Source organism: Acinetobacter sp. BIGb0102 (assembly GCF_003815055.1).
Taxonomy (GTDB): Bacteria; Pseudomonadota; Gammaproteobacteria; order Pseudomonadales; family Moraxellaceae; genus Acinetobacter; species Acinetobacter vivianii.
The window spans coordinates 121,020-138,242 of record NZ_RKQE01000011.1 but is presented as its reverse complement, the minus strand read 5'-3'; the positions used below and the strand labels follow the sequence as shown (position 1 = coordinate 138,242).

The following is a 17,223-nucleotide window of genomic DNA, read 5'->3' as shown; positions in this document are numbered from 1 at the left end:
TTTTACGTAAATAAAAATCCCCTCTACAATCTGCTTGGCGAAGCTAATCGCGTCCAGCAAGTTGATGTTATTATTTTTGGGATACTTCAATTTCCATGTGGAGGGGCCTCCTCTATTGGACATGTTATTTTATAAAGAGCAAATTAAATGAAAATTCTTATTGGATTCATTTTATCAATAATACTAAGTACGTCTTGTCTTGCAGAAACTTCCGACAGAATCTATACCGTGCAAAATTTAGAAGTTCACTATAAAGAATTCCAAGCATCTAAAGATAAATATCAGGCATTAGACTCTTTATTTAAGATGAACAATGCCGTACTTGATCTGATGGAGTTTTTGCCAGCTCCTTTAAATCAATTACAGGAAAATGATCCAAAGGTTATTGAATATCAGGATGTCATGGGTAAATTACTCACGGAAATAAATGAAATAAAAAAATTATTTATCGCTGGAAAATTCGTGGAAGGTAAAAAGGCTACGAAAGACATGAATAAACTGATGACAATCGTCCATAAAAAATATCGTCAGAAATAGTGAGTAAAGTAATTTTCTTTTGTTGTTTATTTCTTCATTTCTCCAAGCAATCCTTTTTGTGAATTTCTATGGATTTGTTAAGATGAACCACGTGCAAATTTAACTGCACCGCATATGCCACTGACTCAATGTGACATAAAAAAGCTATACTTTTTTGTCTAATTCAGTCAGATTTGCACAGAATTATGAGGATGGATAACATCGTTAATCCTCCAGATCAGATTTATCTAAATATTAAGTTTCAAGGATTTAGTACGAATGAACAGCGCTGAAATCATGGCTGACTTATCCAACCATACACCAATGATGCAGCAATACCTTAAAGTCAAAACCGACTATCAACATGCTTTGCTGTTCTATCGTATGGGCGATTTTTACGAGCTTTTTTTTGAAGATGCTCATTTAGCAGCCAAATTACTCGGCATTACACTGACCCATCGTGGTAAAGCCAGCGGTCAACCGATTCCAATGGCTGGCGTGCCTTATCATGCAGCCGAAGGTTATCTCGCGCGTTTAGTCAAAGCAGGACGTACTGTTGCCATCTGCGAGCAAGTAGGTGAAGTTACAGGAAAAGGGCCTGTTGAGCGTAAAGTTGTTCGTATTTTGACGCCTGGAACTTTAACGGATGATGCACTGCTTGGCAGTTATCAATCTTCAAATCTGGTTGCGCTTTGCATTCAGCAAAATCAAATTGGTTTGGCCTTGCTTGATCTAAGTGCAGGTATTTTCAAAGTCCAGCAACAAGACTATAAGCCAGAGCAACTGGCAATCGAACTGGCACGCCTAATGCCAAGCGAAATCCTGATTGATGAAGATCTGATTGATAAAAATATTATTGAGCAGATCAAAAAGAATCTGGACTGCCCGATTACCAAGCGCCCAAATGTCGACTTTAATTTAAATAATGCCCAAAAGACGTTATGTGACCAATTTTCAGTTTCGACCTTATCTGGCTTTGGTTTAGACCCATTACCGCTTGCCAGAGCTGCCGCTGCTGCGCTGATTCATTACGCTAAAGAAACCCAAAAAACGGCATTACCTCATATCCGTTCCATTCAGATTGAGCAAAGTACTGACTTTATTGCACTTGATCCAATCACGCGCCGCAACTTAGAGATCATTGAACCTCTATTTGAGCATGGTACTTCTCTGTTTCAACTCATCAATGATTGCCAAACGGCGATGGGCGGACGTTTGCTGAGCCGAACGCTGATGCAACCGATCCGTGACACAGCCATTCTCGATGCACGTCTTGATGCGACTGAACAGTTATTAAAAGGTTTCCATGAAGCGCCTGTTCGTTTGGTATTAAAAGAAATTGGTGATATTGAACGCGTGCTCAGCCGTGTTGCTTTAGGCAGTGCTCGCCCCCGTGATCTGGTACAACTCCGTCATGCCTGTGCACAGATTCCGTTCTTACGTCATGCCTTAGCGCCTGTATTAAAAACCCAGCAATCTAAATTACTTACACAGCTTGACCAAGAGCTGGGCGACTTTAAAAGCTTACATCAGCACTTAATGGCCGCGATTGTTGAAAACCCACCTGTACTTCTTCGTGATGGCAATGTAATTGCAGAAGGCTATGACGAAGAACTGGATGAATTACGCAAAATTCGTGATCATGCGGGTCAGTTCCTGATTGATTTAGAGATTAAAGAACGTGAGCGTACAGGAATCAACACCCTAAAAATCGGTTATAACCGCGTCAGCGGCTATTATATCGAACTCACTCGTGCACAAGCTGAACAGGCCCCTGCCGATTATATTCGTCGCCAAACCCTGAAAAATGCTGAACGATATATCACGCCAGAACTGAAAGGCTTTGAAGATAAAGTCCTTTCGAGTGAATCTCGTGCCCTCGCCCGTGAAAAACTTTTATTTGAATCGTTGTTAGATGAATTGCGTCAAAATATTGCGCATTTACAAATGATGAGTGCAGCGATTGCGCATATCGATGTATTGGCAAACTTTGCCCATCAAGCGCGATTAAATAGTTGGGCAAGACCAGAATTTACTGCTGAAACCTGTATCAAGATTCAGGCTGGCCGTCATCCTGTGGTCGAAGCGTTAAATAAAGCACCATTTACGCCGAATGATACTTTCCTTGATCCACAGCATCGTATGGCAATTATTACTGGCCCGAACATGGGCGGTAAATCAACCTTTATGCGTCAGACGGCGCTTATTAGTTTGCTTGCCTATTGTGGTAGCTTTGTCCCTGCCAAAGCTGCAAAGCTAGGTTCGATTGATCGTATCTTTACCCGTATTGGTTCTGCGGATGATTTATCGACAGGTAAATCAACCTTTATGGTTGAAATGACTGAAACCTCACAAATCCTTCATCACGCAACCAGCCAGTCCTTAGTACTGATGGATGAAGTCGGTCGTGGAACCAGTACCTATGATGGTCTTTCTCTGGCTTGGGCCTGTGTGGTTGATTTAACCAAACGCGTAAAATGTTTGTGTCTTTTTGCGACCCACTATTTTGAGCTGACTGAACTGGGTAGCGAAGCTGGTATTGATAATTACCATGTCACCGCACAAGAGCTAAATGGCAATTTGATTTTGCTACATAAAGTTCAGCATGGCCCCGCAAGCCAAAGTCACGGTTTACAGGTTGCGAAACTGGCAGGTATTCCTGCAAGTGTGATTAAGGAAGCCCAAAAACGTTTGAAAATTCTGGAAAAGCAGCAGCATCAACATTTACCAAATAGTGTGCAGAATGACTTATTCAGTGCAGTTGAGCATGAAATTGAAACTCAGGTCATTGAAAAAGTCATTGAGGTTGAAGCAAAATCACCTGCATTAGAGTTGTTACAAAACATTGATGTTGATGACCTGACGCCACGTCAGGCACTTGAACAGCTTTATCAACTCAAAGCTTTATTCAAGACCAGTCAGACACTTGAGAATTAATCCTTCGATCAATAAGCTCTATCCTTTGAGGTAGAGCTTATTTACATAGCGCTTGTGCAATCTAACAATTGCTCACCCACCTTTTTTAAGGTTCATGTTATTCCTAAACCTAGAAAATTATTCTGTGGAGGAAATACCATGTCTCGTGGCGATAAATCTGCATATACAGCAAAACAGAAACGACAAGCCAAGCATATTGAAGAAAGTGAACTGGAACAAGGTCGCTCTCAGGAAGATGCTGAACGTATTGCTTGGGCAACGGTGAATAAGCAAGATGGTGGTGGTCTCAAGAAAAAGCACAAATAAGCTAATTGCGGCTGTAGTTGAGACTTATTATCAACAAAAGTCATATAAATAAGCCCATTTCATTGATACGAATAATAAATATCAATAAAAGGAATTGTTTCTATCGGTATTTTTTGCCTAAAATACGCTATGCAAAATGAAAACCATATTTTTTAGGTAGCTGCCGCCATGACCTTTGTTGTCACCGAAAATTGTATTAAATGTAAATATCAAGATTGTGTTGAAGTTTGTCCAGTAGACTGCTTCTACGAAGGTCCAAACTTCCTTGTGATCAATCCAGATGAATGTATTGACTGCGCACTATGTGAACCAGAGTGCCCAGCAAATGCAATTTTCTCGGAAGATGAGTTACCAGAAGGCCAAGAAGTCTTTATCGAACTCAATGCTGAATTGTCTGAAAAATGGGCTGGCAATAACATCACTCAAATTGGTGAGCAACCTGCTGACCGTGAAGAGTGGAATGGCAAGCCGGACAAGCTGCAATATTTAGAAAAATAATTGAAAAAGGCCAGTTTTACTGGTCTTTTTTATACTTTAATCACACATTTCTTTGCAATTACCTCATTATTCATACGCCATTTTGCATTAAAATAATACGCCTATCGATTATGAACTGCGCTTTTTATGATTCGAAATAAATTACAGGGTCTATTATCATTATTTGCCATCCCTGTGATGATGGTAGGTTGTACGAGTTCAACCACAAAAGTAAATCAAAACCAAGGTAAAAGAATTTACATTCCTCAAGAACAAGTCACTTTAACCCGCCCTGTTCCAAATAAAGTCGAACCTGCTTCCTATCGCCGATGGCTCGGTCAAGGCGATAATTATGCACGCGTTCGCGAATACGAGCAGTATCTCGCCCGTAATAATGTTGCCCATATTGTTCCAAGTTTTGAGTTGCTACGTACTGCACGAGACTGGCAAAAATGTGGCCGTTCTGAATATATGGTGCCTAATCGTGAGTTATGGGGAAATGCCCTGCCAACCTTACGCGTCTTTAAATATCTGGTCGCAGCAAAAGTTTTAACGGATTTTGAAGTCACCTCGGTTTATCGAGATCTGCCTTTGAACCAATGTGCTGGTGGTGCAGGCTCTTCAAAACATCTATTTAACTCGGCCATTGATTTCCGTATTGGCCCTGAATACCCACAGCCACAAGATTATGCCTTTATCGAACAGACCAAATTCAAGTTATGCCAGTTCTGGGCACAGCATGGACAAAGTCTGGATATAGGCGTTGGTTTATATAGTTCTGGACAGATTCATATTGATACTCAAGGCTATCGTACTTGGGGTCCTGACCTGACCCGCAATAGCTCGATGTGTAATTTCTAAAAATCCTTCGGCAACTTGAAAAGAGATCAAATTGATCTCTTTTTTGTTTCATTGCACAGGATTAATTGAGCAATCAAATTGCACTCTGATCATAAACGTTTAAAATGCAGCTAACAGATTCATAGGTAAACTTGATTATGCAACAGATGTGGACCGACATTGATGACTATATCAATTCACATTTAATTCCCACAGACCCAAGACTTCAACATGCATTAGACAATACCGATACTCAAGGTTTTTCTAATCATTTGGCTGTTGCGCCTAATCAAGGCATGTTTTTGCAGATGCTGATCCAGATGAACCAATGCAAACGTGTATTGGAACTAGGAACTTTTGGCGCCTACAGCACCATTTGGCTTGCAAAAGCGCTGCCAGAAGATGGTTATCTACTCACTGTTGAAGGACGTGATACCCATGTGATCATTGCGCAGGAAAATATTGATTTTGCCAATATGCCAACCACCATCGAACTAAAAAAAGGTCGTGGTGCAGATATCATGAATCAGCTGATTGCAGAAGGCAGCGAGCCATTTGATTTCATTTTCATTGATGCGGATAAGCAAAGTTATCCTGAATATTTTGAGTTAAGTTTAAAACTTGCTCATTCAGGTACCATTATCGTGCTGGATAATGTGATTCGTGCAGGAGATATTCTGGATGAAAATAACAAGAAGCCAAGTATTGAAGGGATTCGTGAAGCTTTCACGGCGTTAAAAGACCATCCTCAACTGTTATCTTGCACAGCATTACAAACCGTAGGATCAAAAGGCCATGATGGCTTTGCAATTGCCATCGTAAAATAGAGATTAAAAAACAACCTATTTAATTTAGTTGTGTAATATCAACAAATTATATTTATCTCTAATGCTTTTCCATACAGTTATCCACAGGAATTGCGGATAACTATATGGAAAGAAATGAATCACTTAGCGACAAGCAAAGGTACATTGGCATTACGGAAGATCGTGGTGGTGATACTACCCAAGAAGAACTGATGAATTTTACTGTGGCTAAATGCCCCTAATACAATCAGCTGAATATCATGTTCCCTTTGATATTCAAGAATATTTTGAGCAACATCACCATAACGGTACACGGATACTACTTCCAATCCTGCATCGGTTAAGTACTTCTCTGGTTCTGCCAGCATTTCAGGATGATCACCAACGTAGAGCAAGTGGCATTGCAAGAGTTTCAACAGGTCACTTTTTGCAATACGTTGCAGCATTTTCTGGCAGGTTGGTGAATATTCATAGGCAAAGATAAAACGTTTCGGTGGCTGGAAATGCTCGCCTACCGTAATAACAGTACAGTTTGCACCACGAATGAAGTTTTCAACATTGCTACCAATCGGTTTGTTTTTCTCGGCAGCACGCTCACCCACCCGACCAATAATCACAATATCGTTTTCATCGAGAAGATTAAAACTTTGCTCAAGAAAATCACCTTTTTCCTGAATCTTGGTGCTGGTTAAGCCATACTGTTTTTCGATAAGCTCAGAAATATGTTTAAGCAAATTATTACTATAATCCAGTGCAAGCTCACTTTGCTTTTGTTCTAGCTCAGCCAGCTCTTTCAGCAGCATGGCATTACTTTCAAAGCCAATCACACCGCTGATTTCACCTAAATGATAACTCGCTGGGTAATAGTCCAGAATTTGCAATAGTACCAATTCTCTTTGTGTCTGTTTGGCCACCCACACAGCCGCCTCAGCCACAGCATCAATGCAGGGTGAAGAATCAATACATGCAATTACACGGTTCATTTTTCGCCTCTCTTTAGGTAATACCTTAGGTCTTCTACTTATTTTTAACTTATCACAGATGAAAGCAAGGAAGGTTAAATTTATGTATCGAATCTCATAAGCTTTTTAAGAGGGTCTGTTGATATTTCAAGATGCTTGCGACAGTGGACATTTTTTAGATGGCACAAGGCACATTTGGCGAAATTTAGTCATTCTAAATGAGCTGAATGTAACGCAGTGGCAGCAAAAAATGTCCCTGTCCCACAGGGTTATGGCTAAAATCTCCTCAAACTTCGTTATGAAATTTGACAAGGGGGTCGCCATTGCCTGCATTTCATGCCTTGTTTGAGTCGTTTTAGCCAATAACGCAATGCATGGGTGAAATTTCAATAGACCCTACACTTTTACTCATTACGATAACGGATTATTTTTGCTGGATTCCCTGCCACGATTGCATAATCGTCTACATCTTTGGTTACCATACTGTTCATGCCCACAACTGCATGATCTCCGATTTTAATACCATCCTTAATCCCCACATGCGCGCCGAGCCAGACATCACGTCCTACCACGATTCCTTTAGAGCTAACAGGTTGCTGATAGATAGCACGATCCATTTCCATACCATGATCAAAGGCATATAAATGACTATAAGCCGCGATTCTGACCTGATCATGTAGTTTAATGCCTGTACGTCCTCCATCTAGAATACAGTGATGGTTAATCGCAACTTCATTGCCGATTTCTAATGGGCCATGCAAGGTACAATCCGCTGCGATAAAAGTATTATCTCCAATCGAAATCTTACGTCCACGTTCTGCAAAAATATGTGCTAATGGAGAAATGAAACAGTTCTTGCCGATTTCCACAGTCTCCATGTCCATTAAATAAGCCTGATATTCAGCTTGCCATGCTTCTGCCCATTCACGATGTTTTGGCTTGAGTGTCCAATATAACCAAGGCATATAATTAAGGCGCTGCTTATGCTGCTCGCGATATTTCAGTAAAGGATCATTCATCCTCTTGCTCCTCAATAAACTTCAGCACTTCACGTCCTGAGAGGCATCGCCTCGCAAGAGAAGAAGACAGATACATTTCAGTCATCACATACATGTAATTTCTCACGTCCTCTACTCACATCTTGCAGCTTAAGTCTTAAAGGCTCAATTTGATGCACTTGCAGTCGAGCCTGAACTGTAACGCCAGTATCGGTATAACTTTCCTGATACTCAATCTGTTGCTGCATCAACTCATACTGCATAATGGCCCATTCATTGAACAGACAGGCAAACTGGATTTCTTTCTTTTCAATCAGTTCAATTTTTTCTGCTAACAATAAGCACTGACCTGCGCAACCGCCATAGGCACGTACCAAACCACCCGTACCCAATTTAATACCACCATACCAACGATTGACCAGTACAATAACATTGGTCAGTTCATTACCTTCAATGGTCGCAAGAATGGGGCGACCTGCCGTGCCTGAAGGTTCGCCATCATCATTAAAACGGACATGATGCCCAATTTTCCATGCCCAGCATTGATGCGTGGTTGAAGTATCTTTGTATTGCTCCAGAAAATCTTTAACCTGCTGTTCATTTTCAACAACAGCCGCAATCGCTTGGAAACGACTTTTTTTAATGTCTTCTTCAAAAGTTACCGTACTGGCAATGGTAAATGGCATAAAAAACAAGATAAAAACTGAAAAACAGATTATAGCCGCTTAACTGACAAATAAAAAACCTCGCCTGAAGCGAGGTTTTCTCAATCAGCACAACTTAGCGTTCGCGTAATGCTTCTTTAGCTTTATTAAACGGTTTAAGCAGGTAATCCATAATGGTTTTTTGACCTGTACGAATATCTACTGTCGCCACCATACCTGGGGTAATACTAAATGCCTTACCCGCCTTGTTATAGAGACGATCCGAATCGGTACGGATATAAACACGATAATAGAACTGATCCTGCTTCACTTCATCACGAATGGTATCTGGAGAAATTACAGTTACTTTCCCATCCAGACCACCGTAAATCGAATAATCATAGGCCGTAATCTTCACCAAGGCCTCTTGTCCCGGACGAATAAAAGCAATATCTCGCGGAGAAATACGAGCTTCAATCAACAGTTTATCTTCCAGCGGTACAATGGTCATCAATTTACCATTTTGCGGAATCACCCCACCTAAAGTAGTGACATCAATTTCTTTGACCACACCACGTACTGGCGCTTTAAATACCGCACGTTGTAAGCTATCAGCACGTCCATTCACCACTTGTTGTTGTGTCTGGATATCAGTATTGGCTTTGGAAAGCTCTTCTCGCGCTTTGACATAATATTCGTTACGCGTGTCATTGATCTTATTATTCAAGTCATTGGCTTCACGTTTTAAGCGCAACACTTCTACTTCACTTGCAGCACCTTTTGCCACTAATGGCTCAGTCATGGCAAGCTCTTGTCGTACTAGCTTGGCAGCCTGTTCATAACCTGCGATGGATTGCTCCAGATTCTCACGACGCGAATAATAAAGTGCGGTTTCCTCTTGAACCAGCTTAGGACTTTTCTTAACTTCCTCAGGAAAAGTCAGTGGCGTTCCATTCACTTCCGCGCGTAAACGCGCTGCGGTTGCCTGTGCCGAAATCAGTAAAGACTGCGACTCCCCTACATTCGAAGCTAAACGTGTCGGATCAAGTTGAGCAAGAATCTGCCCCTTTTCCACTACATCACCCTCATTCACATCAAGCTTGGTTAAAATACCACCCTCAAGTGACTGAATGATCTGCTCTTTTGAAGATGGAATAACTTTACCCGTCCCCGTAGAAACTTCTTCTAAATTAAACAACCATGCCCAGATCAAGAGTACAAGTAAACCAATCCCAATCATCCAAACAACGAGTGTCGAACGAGGTAACTTAGGTTCCTTGTAAGTTACATTCATCGGACGGCTACTCGTTTTTTGTTCTTCACTCATAAATTTGCCTCTATTCTCTAAGTATTAAACTATTTTTTGTTTTATTGCTGATTGTTGTAAGACTTGTTCCACTGGCCCATCCATCACGATCTTGCCTTCATTCATGACAATAATCCGGTCAACCAATTCCAGAACGGCACGACGATGAGTCGCCACCACTAGAGTTCGATAACCCAACCAGTTTCTTAAATGGTCAATAAGCTGCTTTTCGGCGACATCATCAATGGCTGCCGTTGGCTCATCAAGCAACAGAATGTTTGGTTGACGGATCAAGAGACGTGCTAACAATAAAGCTTGTCGTTGCCCCCCAGAAAAACCGACGCCACCTTCTAAAACCAGATGATCGAGCCCTTCTTTCTTCTCATGCACAAAGCTCAATGCACCCGTCACTTTCAGTGCTTTTAAAATGTCTTCATCGCGTGCCAGTGGTGCGCCCAAAGTCAGGTTTTCACGGATCGTGCCATAGAATAGATGTGCATTCTGATTGAGTAAGCCCATATCACGGCGTACATCAGACGGATCAATCAGGCTAATATCCAGATCATCTAAATGAACCGAACCTGCATTCGGAAATTGCATGGCAGATAAAATCTGGAGCAGTGTTGATTTGCCTGCACCATTACGCCCGAGAATGGCAATACGTTCACCAGCACGAATCTTCAAATGCGGGATAGACAAACTTGGACGTGGATCATCTTCGGAATATTGGAATACAACTTTTTTAAGCTCGTAGTCGCCGTGTAGCACTTCTTTATGAACCAGATGAGCCTGATCTGCCTGATCAACAGGCTTTTTCATTAACTCATCCAGACCTTTTTTAGCCACTTTGGCTTGTTGTAAACGTCCGAGAATCCCTGTGATTTGCGAAATCGGTGCCAGCATACGAGAAGACAAAATCGAACATGCCACCAATGCACCCGTGGTCATATCACCTTTCATCACCGCAAAACAGCCCACCAGAATGACTGCAGCATAGGTCAGGCCCTGAATCTTTTGTGTCCATGCCGTGAGCACACCAACAATTTTACGTTGTTGCATACTAATATCAGCAGACACTTCATTCATGTGGTTCCACTGGTTCTGGAAACGCGACTCCGCACGTAATAGCTTGATATCTTCAATACCTTGCACGGCTTCGACCAGAATCGCATTACGGATTGAGGATTCGCGCATCCCTTCTTGGGCCAGTTGAGCCAGTTTCTTTTGTGCCAAGATCGCAGGCAAAATCATTAAAGGCACAACAAGTAGCATGACCCAAAATAAATTTCCGCCAATCAGCGCAAAGATAATCAGGAATAAGAAGAAAAAAGGTAAATCTGCAATCGCGCCCATTGTGGTCGAAGTGACCAGCTCACGTACGCCTTCCAGCTCCCGAATTTGAGAAATAAAAGTACCAGTAGATTTAGAACGTTCACTATTTTTGATACGTAGTGCATGACCAAATACACGATCTGACACTCTTAAATCGGCACGCTTTCCAATAATATCTGAAATGTAAATACGCGAAAGACGCAGTACAAATTCGAAAATCGCAGCGATTAATACACCGGCTGCCAATACCCAAAGTGTCGGAATGGATTGTGAAGGTACGACCCGATCATACACCTGCATCGAGAAAATAATGGTCGCCAATGCCAGAATGTTGGCAATCATCGATGCCAGCATAATGTCGATATAACGCTTCCAGTCTTGCAGAGCGATCGACCAGAACCAGCTTGGTTGATAAGGTTTGATATATTCATCAACACGCGCATCAGGCACCGACTGTTCAGGACGCAGTACATAGACATTTTTAATGATGTGTCTTAGCGCACCCACAGCAAATTTTTGCGAAAGCCCCTGATCACCACTCAACTGAATACTGACATGACCAGTACCATCAGCCTTATCGATAACACCCACCTGTCCATCAGCCAATTCGACCAATACAGGTAAACGCCAAGGGTTAATCACTTCATTGGTGAAAGCAACTTTGCGTAAATTCAGGCCAATCTGGCGGCTAATCAGCACTAGAACCTCATCCAGATTCTGGTTTTGATTCCAGTCTAGTTGTAAGCGAATCCGTTCTTCAGATGGTTCAATTCGGTAATGCTTGGCGATGGTTAATATTGCTTGTAACCAGGGCTGATAATTTATTTTTGTAGTAATCATGGTTGTACCTCAAACCCTTGTATATTTAAATTATTGAGGTCATAGGCCTGACGAGAACGTCCTGTCGCAGCAATATATTGCGCAATGCTACTGTAAATATCATAACGTGCTGTTTCAGCCTCTGAGTTCGCACTATGAATCGCTTGTTCTGCATTTAACAAATCGACTAAAGTTCGTGTTCCCAACTTATATTGTTCTTGATAAAGCTCTCTTGTACGTATTGTTGTTGCTTGTTGTCCCGCCAAAACCTGCATCTGACGTTGTTTATTTTCAATTTGTTCACGGCTGGTTCTGATCTGATCCAGCACTTTTAGATAAACCGCATTGACCTGTGCTCTTGCTGCCTCTTCAGCATAACTCGCGGCCTTGGTTCTTGAGGAAGTTGCTCCCCCTTGGTAGAACTGGCTGCTGGCTTCGAGCATGATCGCACTATCAAAGCCACCCTCTTTATCATTACCTGGGTTGCGCCCGTGTAAAGCCTGACTCAGTTCTCCTTTTACAGATAGTGTCGGATAATTACTCACTTGTGTCTGTAATTTTTGATTACGCGCAACTTCAATACCCGCCTGCGCAGCGATCATTTGCGGAATGGTGTTGAATTGTGGAGTTGCGTATAGATCTGATTGTTTTACAAAATCTTCAGGAATCGCCCATTTCACATTACGGGTATCAAAACCAAGCAATGTATAAAGATGTTGCTGATACTGACTGAGTAAAGATTGCTGGGCAATCATCGCTGACTGTGCTGATTGTAAATACGATTGCGCTTGGATCGGATCAGCCTGACTACTGATTCCGGCATTTGCTCGCAGATTCGCCATTTCCTGAATCCGTCTGATCCCTGCGATCTGCTGATTTGCAATCTGAATAAGGGTTTGATAACGCTGAATATTGATAATTGTTTGCGCAACATCTAGTGAAATATCATCAATTTTCACCAGCACATTGGCTTGCCCAACCACAACCTTGGCCTTTTCTACATTAACGCCAGATTTAACCTTGCCGAAATCATAAAGCATCTGGGTTGCACTTAAAGTCAGTAATTGCTGACCGCGAGTACTTTTCTTACCTAAGTCTCCCGTGCTGACACCACCACCAATCTGTGGATAATAGCCCGATTTTGCAACATCGATATTGGCATTTTGTGAAGCCAATGCTGCGATTCCTTGAGAGATATCAGGATTACGTTGTACCGCAACCTGTACTGCATCTTTCAATACTTTACGTTGATTTTGCCAAAATGCATTTGCGACTGCCGTTTCTTGCGGACGCCCTGATCCAACAACAGGCAAATCACTGCCTAATGATGAATCGACCGAGAAGTTACTCAGTTTTTGCATCTGGGCAACTTTAAATTCATCACTACTTTGCGGAACAAACAGCCGAGACAGATTATTCTTTAAAGTGTGATATTGTTCACTTGGTGTTGTTGCATGTGTCATTGGCACAGATAGCGTTGCTACATAAAGTAACCACTTAAAATCCATACTTCTTTTCCATGATCCATTATTCACTTTTATATCTTTCTTTAAGTTCATATTTTTTCGTATTGTTATCATTTCAGCATTTTCATTTTAATCATTTTTTTACATAAAACACTATGTTCTAAACACGTTTTCACACATTTATAAGTGTTTATTTTTGTAAAACAGTTCTCATTTTTATAAAATATGCCAAACTAATTAAAAAAATAAAATAAATATTTATCAGCAAATTACAGCAAAATCCCCAATATTTCCTAGCAGAAGCGTTGGTATTCAGGATTTTCACTTAAAAAACTGCCATAAAAAAAGAACCTTTCGGCTCTTTCTTCAAATACAGAATGCATTCGGTATTAAACGACGAAATCATCACCTAAATACACTTTACGCACCTGTTCATTATCCAGAATTTCTTGTGGAGTACCCTCAGCAATCACAGATCCTTCACTGACGATATAAGCTTTTTCACAAATCGCTAAAGTTTCACGCACGTTATGATCGGTAATAAGTACTCCAATACCACGATCTTTGAGCGTCTGGATAATATCTTTAATATCACCCACCGAAATCGGGTCAACCCCAGCAAAAGGCTCATCCAGCAGCATAAACTTCGGGTCAGCAGCTAGAGCACGTGCAATCTCAGCACGGCGGCGTTCACCACCAGAAACACTCATACCCAATGAATCTTTAATATGGGTAATTTTAAAATCACTTAATAACTCATTCAAACGTTGCTGGCGCTGCTGTTTGTTCAAGTCCTTACGCGTTTCTAAAATCGCCATAATATTTTCAGAAATCGTTAACTTTCTAAAAATCGAAGCTTCTTGGGGTAAATAGCCAATCCCTTTACGCGCACGTTCATGCATCGCAAGATCAGACATATCGAGATCATCTAAATGAATCTCGCCTTTATCCATACGAACAAGACCAACAACCATATAGAAGCTAGTGGTTTTCCCTGCACCATTCGGGCCAAGCAGACCAACGATTTGTCCACTTTGCATAGTAAAAGAAACGTCTTTTACCACCCAACGTTTACTATAGTTTTTAGCTAAATGCTTAATACATAAAGTCTGTGGTTGTTGCACTGCCTGTTCCATTAATCACGCGCCCCTGGGAAGCTTTTAGAGCTTGATGGTGGAATAATGATTTGTACACGATTGCTCGAAGAACCTTGAGCCTCGACATCACCTTTATTCATACTATATTTCAGGCTATTACCACGAATGCTTGAACCATCCTGATACAGGTAGGCATTACCTGTTAGCGTGATAATCCCAGTATCTGCGTTATATACGATATTTTGAGCTTCACCACGTGCCAGACCTTTATTGGCATCCATTTGTTGCTGGAACTTCGCAGGTCGTCCCTTTGCCGTAATGGTTTGGATTTCTTTACGGCTATTTAAGTTTGCAACCAGTGAGTCTGCTTGCAATTTCATGGTGCCCTGCTCAATCACGACATTACCAGTATAAGTCGTTACACCCGATTTATCATTATAGGTTGCACGATCAGCAACCAGAGAAAGCTGTTGATTGCGGTCTGACGGCAAGGCAAAGCTCGTGCTTGCAGATAACGCAACCACAGCGACACAGCCGGCTTGTTTAAGGAAAGTTAGACGAGATTTAGAATTAAGAGCTTGGCGCATACTTTCCTCGAATTTTGTAAAATTCATATTGACCATTATTCATATTAGCCTTTAGACCTTGACTCACAAACTCAGCAGTTGGCGATTGAACCGTGACCTGATGTTGTGTTTCGAGTTCTCTTGTTTTTGGGTAACCTGTGAGCTCATCGGTATGAAACTCCATTTTACCCTGATCGGACAATTTCGTCGCAACAACATTACCAAGCAAGACAACTTTAGTGTTGTCATCATAGCCATTTGCCTGTTTTGCGTAAAAGGTTGCGTCTGCTTTGCCCTGTTTGTACATCACTGCATTCAGTTGATCCAGCTGAGAGGTTTTAAGTTGCATATTTTGCTGCAACTGCTTCACTTCAGCACGAATATATAAATTACCCTTCTCATCAGTTTGTGTTAAGTGAACACCCTGTGCGGAATAAGTCATATTCTTGGCTGAATCAACATCCAGCTTTTTTGCCTTGCCACTGTAATAATAATAGCCACCGCTCACCGCAGCGACTGCAACAGCAACAACATATAAAACTTTGGTATCCATAAACTGGGTTACCTAACCTTTGAGCAAATCAACACTATATTAATGTGGTACAGCAAGATATTTTTCAAGCAGTTCTTGGTAAACACCTTTTGCCATCAACAACATATCACAGACTTCTCGAACAGCTCCGCGACCGCCCATCGCCTGAGTCACCAGATTGGCACGGCGGCGGACTTCTTCATGACCATTCGGAACAGTCACTTTCATCCCAGCAATTGCAAATGCAGATAAATCTGGCCAGTCATCACCCATGTAGATACAGTCTTCAGGCAATAAACCAAGTTGAGCACAAGCTTCACGTAAGGCTGTTCCCTTATCTTCACGCCCTTGATACACCAGATCGACACCGAGATCTGACATCCGTTTTTCAACGATATGACTTTTTCGGCCCGTGATAATAATCACTTTCATACCCGCTTGCTGGACTAATTTCATGCCCAGACCATCACGGATATCAAATGATTTAATTTCATCACCCGAGTTGGTTAATGTAACAAAGCCATCGCTTAAGATTCCATCCACATCAAGCACGAGTGCCTGTAAATGACGTGCTTGTTCTTGTAAAGCATAAGATGCCATGGCTTAATTTACTCCCGCCTGAATAAGGTCATGCATACTGATCACACCAATCACTTTTTTCGCGTCATCCACCACAACAAACTGATTAATTTTTCTCTCATGCATTTTTTCTAATGCTTCCACCGCACGGGCTTCCTGAGAAATCGTTAACGGATTTTTGGTCATCACTTGAGAAACTGCCAGATTGACATCAAAACCTTGTTGCTGGTCAATCATTCGACGTAAGTCACCATCGGTGAAAATACCCAATAACGTATCATTGTCATCAACAATCGTGGTTAAACCAAGACGCTTATCAGAAATTTCATATAACACCTTATTCATTGGTGTATCTGGACGTACTTTCGGTAATTCTGTACCTGTATGCATGAGATGCTTCACATGCAACAGTAAACGTTTACCCAATGCACCTGCTGGGTGTGAACGCGCAAAATCATCTGCCGTAAAGCCACGTGCTTCCAATAATGCAACCGCTAGAGCATCACCAAGAACCAGCGTAGCTGTTGTACTTGATGTTGGTGCCAAGCCTAAAGGACATGCTTCGTCAGCTGCGCCCAGTGTTAATGCAACATCTGCATTTTGTGGCATTGGACCTTTATCATCACGGCTAATCGTGATTAATGGCACGCCTAAATGCTTGATCAGTGGCATCAACATCATGATTTCATCACTCTTGCCCGAGTTTGAAATCGCAATAAGTACATCGCCACGCACCAACATGCCCAGATCGCCATGACCCGCTTCACCAGGGTGCATAAAAAATGAAGGTGTACCTGTCGATGCGAAGGTTGCCGCCATTTTACGACCGATATGACCCGATTTCCCCATACCGGTAATCACAACACGCCCTTGGCATTGCAGCAATATTTCACAGGCACGATCAAAATGTTCATTAATTTGTGTTGCAAGTACTTCAATCGCTTGCTGTTCAATACGCAGAGTTTCTATTGCGCTTTTCTGGAAATTTATGGCTTGTGACATATGAGCTTGACTCAAAATAATACTCTATCTACCTATTG

At 41.7% G+C, this 17,223-nt stretch carries 17 protein-coding genes; 6 read left to right on the top strand and 11 right to left on the bottom strand.

What is annotated here, in order from left to right; all coding sequences use genetic code 11:
- The first annotated feature begins 147 nt into the window (after positions 1 to 147).
- The 6 genes from EC846_RS06840 (at position 148) to EC846_RS06820 (ending at position 5,903) form a co-directional block, all read left to right on the top strand.
- Positions 148 to 537, top strand: coding sequence for a cytochrome b562 (locus tag EC846_RS06840; RefSeq protein ID WP_123774636.1), 390 nt, complete (start codon positions 148 to 150; stop codon positions 535 to 537).
- Positions 538 to 795: 258 nt separating this feature from the next.
- A complete protein-coding gene (gene mutS / locus EC846_RS06835) occupies positions 796 to 3,453 on the top strand; it encodes a DNA mismatch repair protein MutS (RefSeq protein WP_004773597.1) in 2,658 nt (885 codons plus the stop codon).
- A 138-nt stretch (positions 3,454 to 3,591) separates the two neighbouring features.
- The gene (locus tag EC846_RS18280) at positions 3,592 to 3,759 is read left to right on the top strand and encodes a hypothetical protein (protein ID WP_004773598.1); all 168 of its coding nucleotides are present in this window, start codon (positions 3,592 to 3,594) and stop codon (positions 3,757 to 3,759) included.
- A 168-nt stretch (positions 3,760 to 3,927) separates the two neighbouring features.
- The gene (gene fdxA, locus EC846_RS06830; protein ID WP_004652744.1) at positions 3,928 to 4,257 is read left to right on the top strand and encodes a ferredoxin FdxA; all 330 of its coding nucleotides are present in this window, start codon (positions 3,928 to 3,930) and stop codon (positions 4,255 to 4,257) included.
- Positions 4,258 to 4,383: 126 nt separating this feature from the next.
- Positions 4,384 to 5,097, top strand: coding sequence for a D-Ala-D-Ala carboxypeptidase family metallohydrolase (locus EC846_RS06825; protein ID WP_032874297.1), 714 nt, complete (start codon positions 4,384 to 4,386; stop codon positions 5,095 to 5,097).
- A gap of 137 nt (positions 5,098 to 5,234) precedes the next feature.
- Complete coding sequence (locus EC846_RS06820) at positions 5,235 to 5,903, top strand: O-methyltransferase (RefSeq protein ID WP_004773601.1); 669 nt, start codon at positions 5,235 to 5,237, stop codon at positions 5,901 to 5,903.
- Between the two features lie 119 nt (positions 5,904 to 6,022).
- On the opposite strand, the gene EC846_RS06815 is transcribed toward EC846_RS06820, so the two are convergent.
- The 11 genes from EC846_RS06815 to EC846_RS06765 all read right to left on the bottom strand — a co-directional run bounded on the left by EC846_RS06815 (position 6,023) and on the right by EC846_RS06765 (position 17,185).
- Positions 6,023 to 6,865 (bottom strand): universal stress protein, encoded by an 843-nt coding sequence (locus tag EC846_RS06815; RefSeq protein ID WP_004773602.1) that lies wholly within the window; start codon positions 6,863 to 6,865, stop codon positions 6,023 to 6,025.
- 383 nt (positions 6,866 to 7,248) lie between these two features.
- Positions 7,249 to 7,863 (bottom strand): acyltransferase, encoded by a 615-nt coding sequence (locus EC846_RS06810; protein WP_123774635.1) that lies wholly within the window; start codon positions 7,861 to 7,863, stop codon positions 7,249 to 7,251.
- Positions 7,864 to 7,940: 77 nt separating this feature from the next.
- Positions 7,941 to 8,528 (bottom strand): IMPACT family protein, encoded by a 588-nt coding sequence (locus tag EC846_RS06805; protein ID WP_047428975.1) that lies wholly within the window; start codon positions 8,526 to 8,528, stop codon positions 7,941 to 7,943.
- 94 nt (positions 8,529 to 8,622) lie between these two features.
- Positions 8,623 to 9,813, bottom strand: coding sequence for an HlyD family type I secretion periplasmic adaptor subunit (locus tag EC846_RS06800; protein ID WP_004773607.1), 1,191 nt, complete (start codon positions 9,811 to 9,813; stop codon positions 8,623 to 8,625).
- 24 nt (positions 9,814 to 9,837) lie between these two features.
- A complete protein-coding gene (locus EC846_RS06795) occupies positions 9,838 to 11,961 on the bottom strand; it encodes a type I secretion system permease/ATPase (protein WP_032810841.1) in 2,124 nt (707 codons plus the stop codon).
- Positions 11,961 to 13,451, bottom strand: coding sequence for a TolC family protein (locus EC846_RS06790; protein WP_004773611.1), 1,491 nt, complete (start codon positions 13,449 to 13,451; stop codon positions 11,961 to 11,963). The genes EC846_RS06795 and EC846_RS06790 overlap by 1 nt, the downstream gene beginning before the upstream one ends.
- 347 nt (positions 13,452 to 13,798) lie before the next feature.
- Positions 13,799 to 14,545, bottom strand: a complete 747-nt coding sequence (gene lptB, locus EC846_RS06785) for an LPS export ABC transporter ATP-binding protein (RefSeq protein ID WP_004773613.1) — start codon at positions 14,543 to 14,545, stop codon at positions 13,799 to 13,801.
- Positions 14,545 to 15,093, bottom strand: coding sequence for a lipopolysaccharide transport periplasmic protein LptA (gene lptA / locus EC846_RS06780; protein WP_005258742.1), 549 nt, complete (start codon positions 15,091 to 15,093; stop codon positions 14,545 to 14,547). The genes lptB and lptA overlap by 1 nt, the downstream gene beginning before the upstream one ends.
- Positions 15,077 to 15,625: an LPS export ABC transporter periplasmic protein LptC gene (gene lptC / locus EC846_RS06775; protein ID WP_004773616.1), complete on the bottom strand. Its 549-nt coding sequence runs from the start codon at positions 15,623 to 15,625 to the stop codon at positions 15,077 to 15,079. The genes lptA and lptC overlap by 17 nt, the downstream gene beginning before the upstream one ends.
- Before the next feature lie 39 nt (positions 15,626 to 15,664).
- Positions 15,665 to 16,204: a KdsC family phosphatase gene (locus EC846_RS06770; RefSeq protein ID WP_004773617.1), complete on the bottom strand. Its 540-nt coding sequence runs from the start codon at positions 16,202 to 16,204 to the stop codon at positions 15,665 to 15,667.
- Positions 16,205 to 16,207: 3 nt separating this feature from the next.
- Positions 16,208 to 17,185: a KpsF/GutQ family sugar-phosphate isomerase gene (locus EC846_RS06765; protein WP_123774634.1), complete on the bottom strand. Its 978-nt coding sequence runs from the start codon at positions 17,183 to 17,185 to the stop codon at positions 16,208 to 16,210.
- Positions 17,186 to 17,223 lie beyond the last annotated feature (38 nt).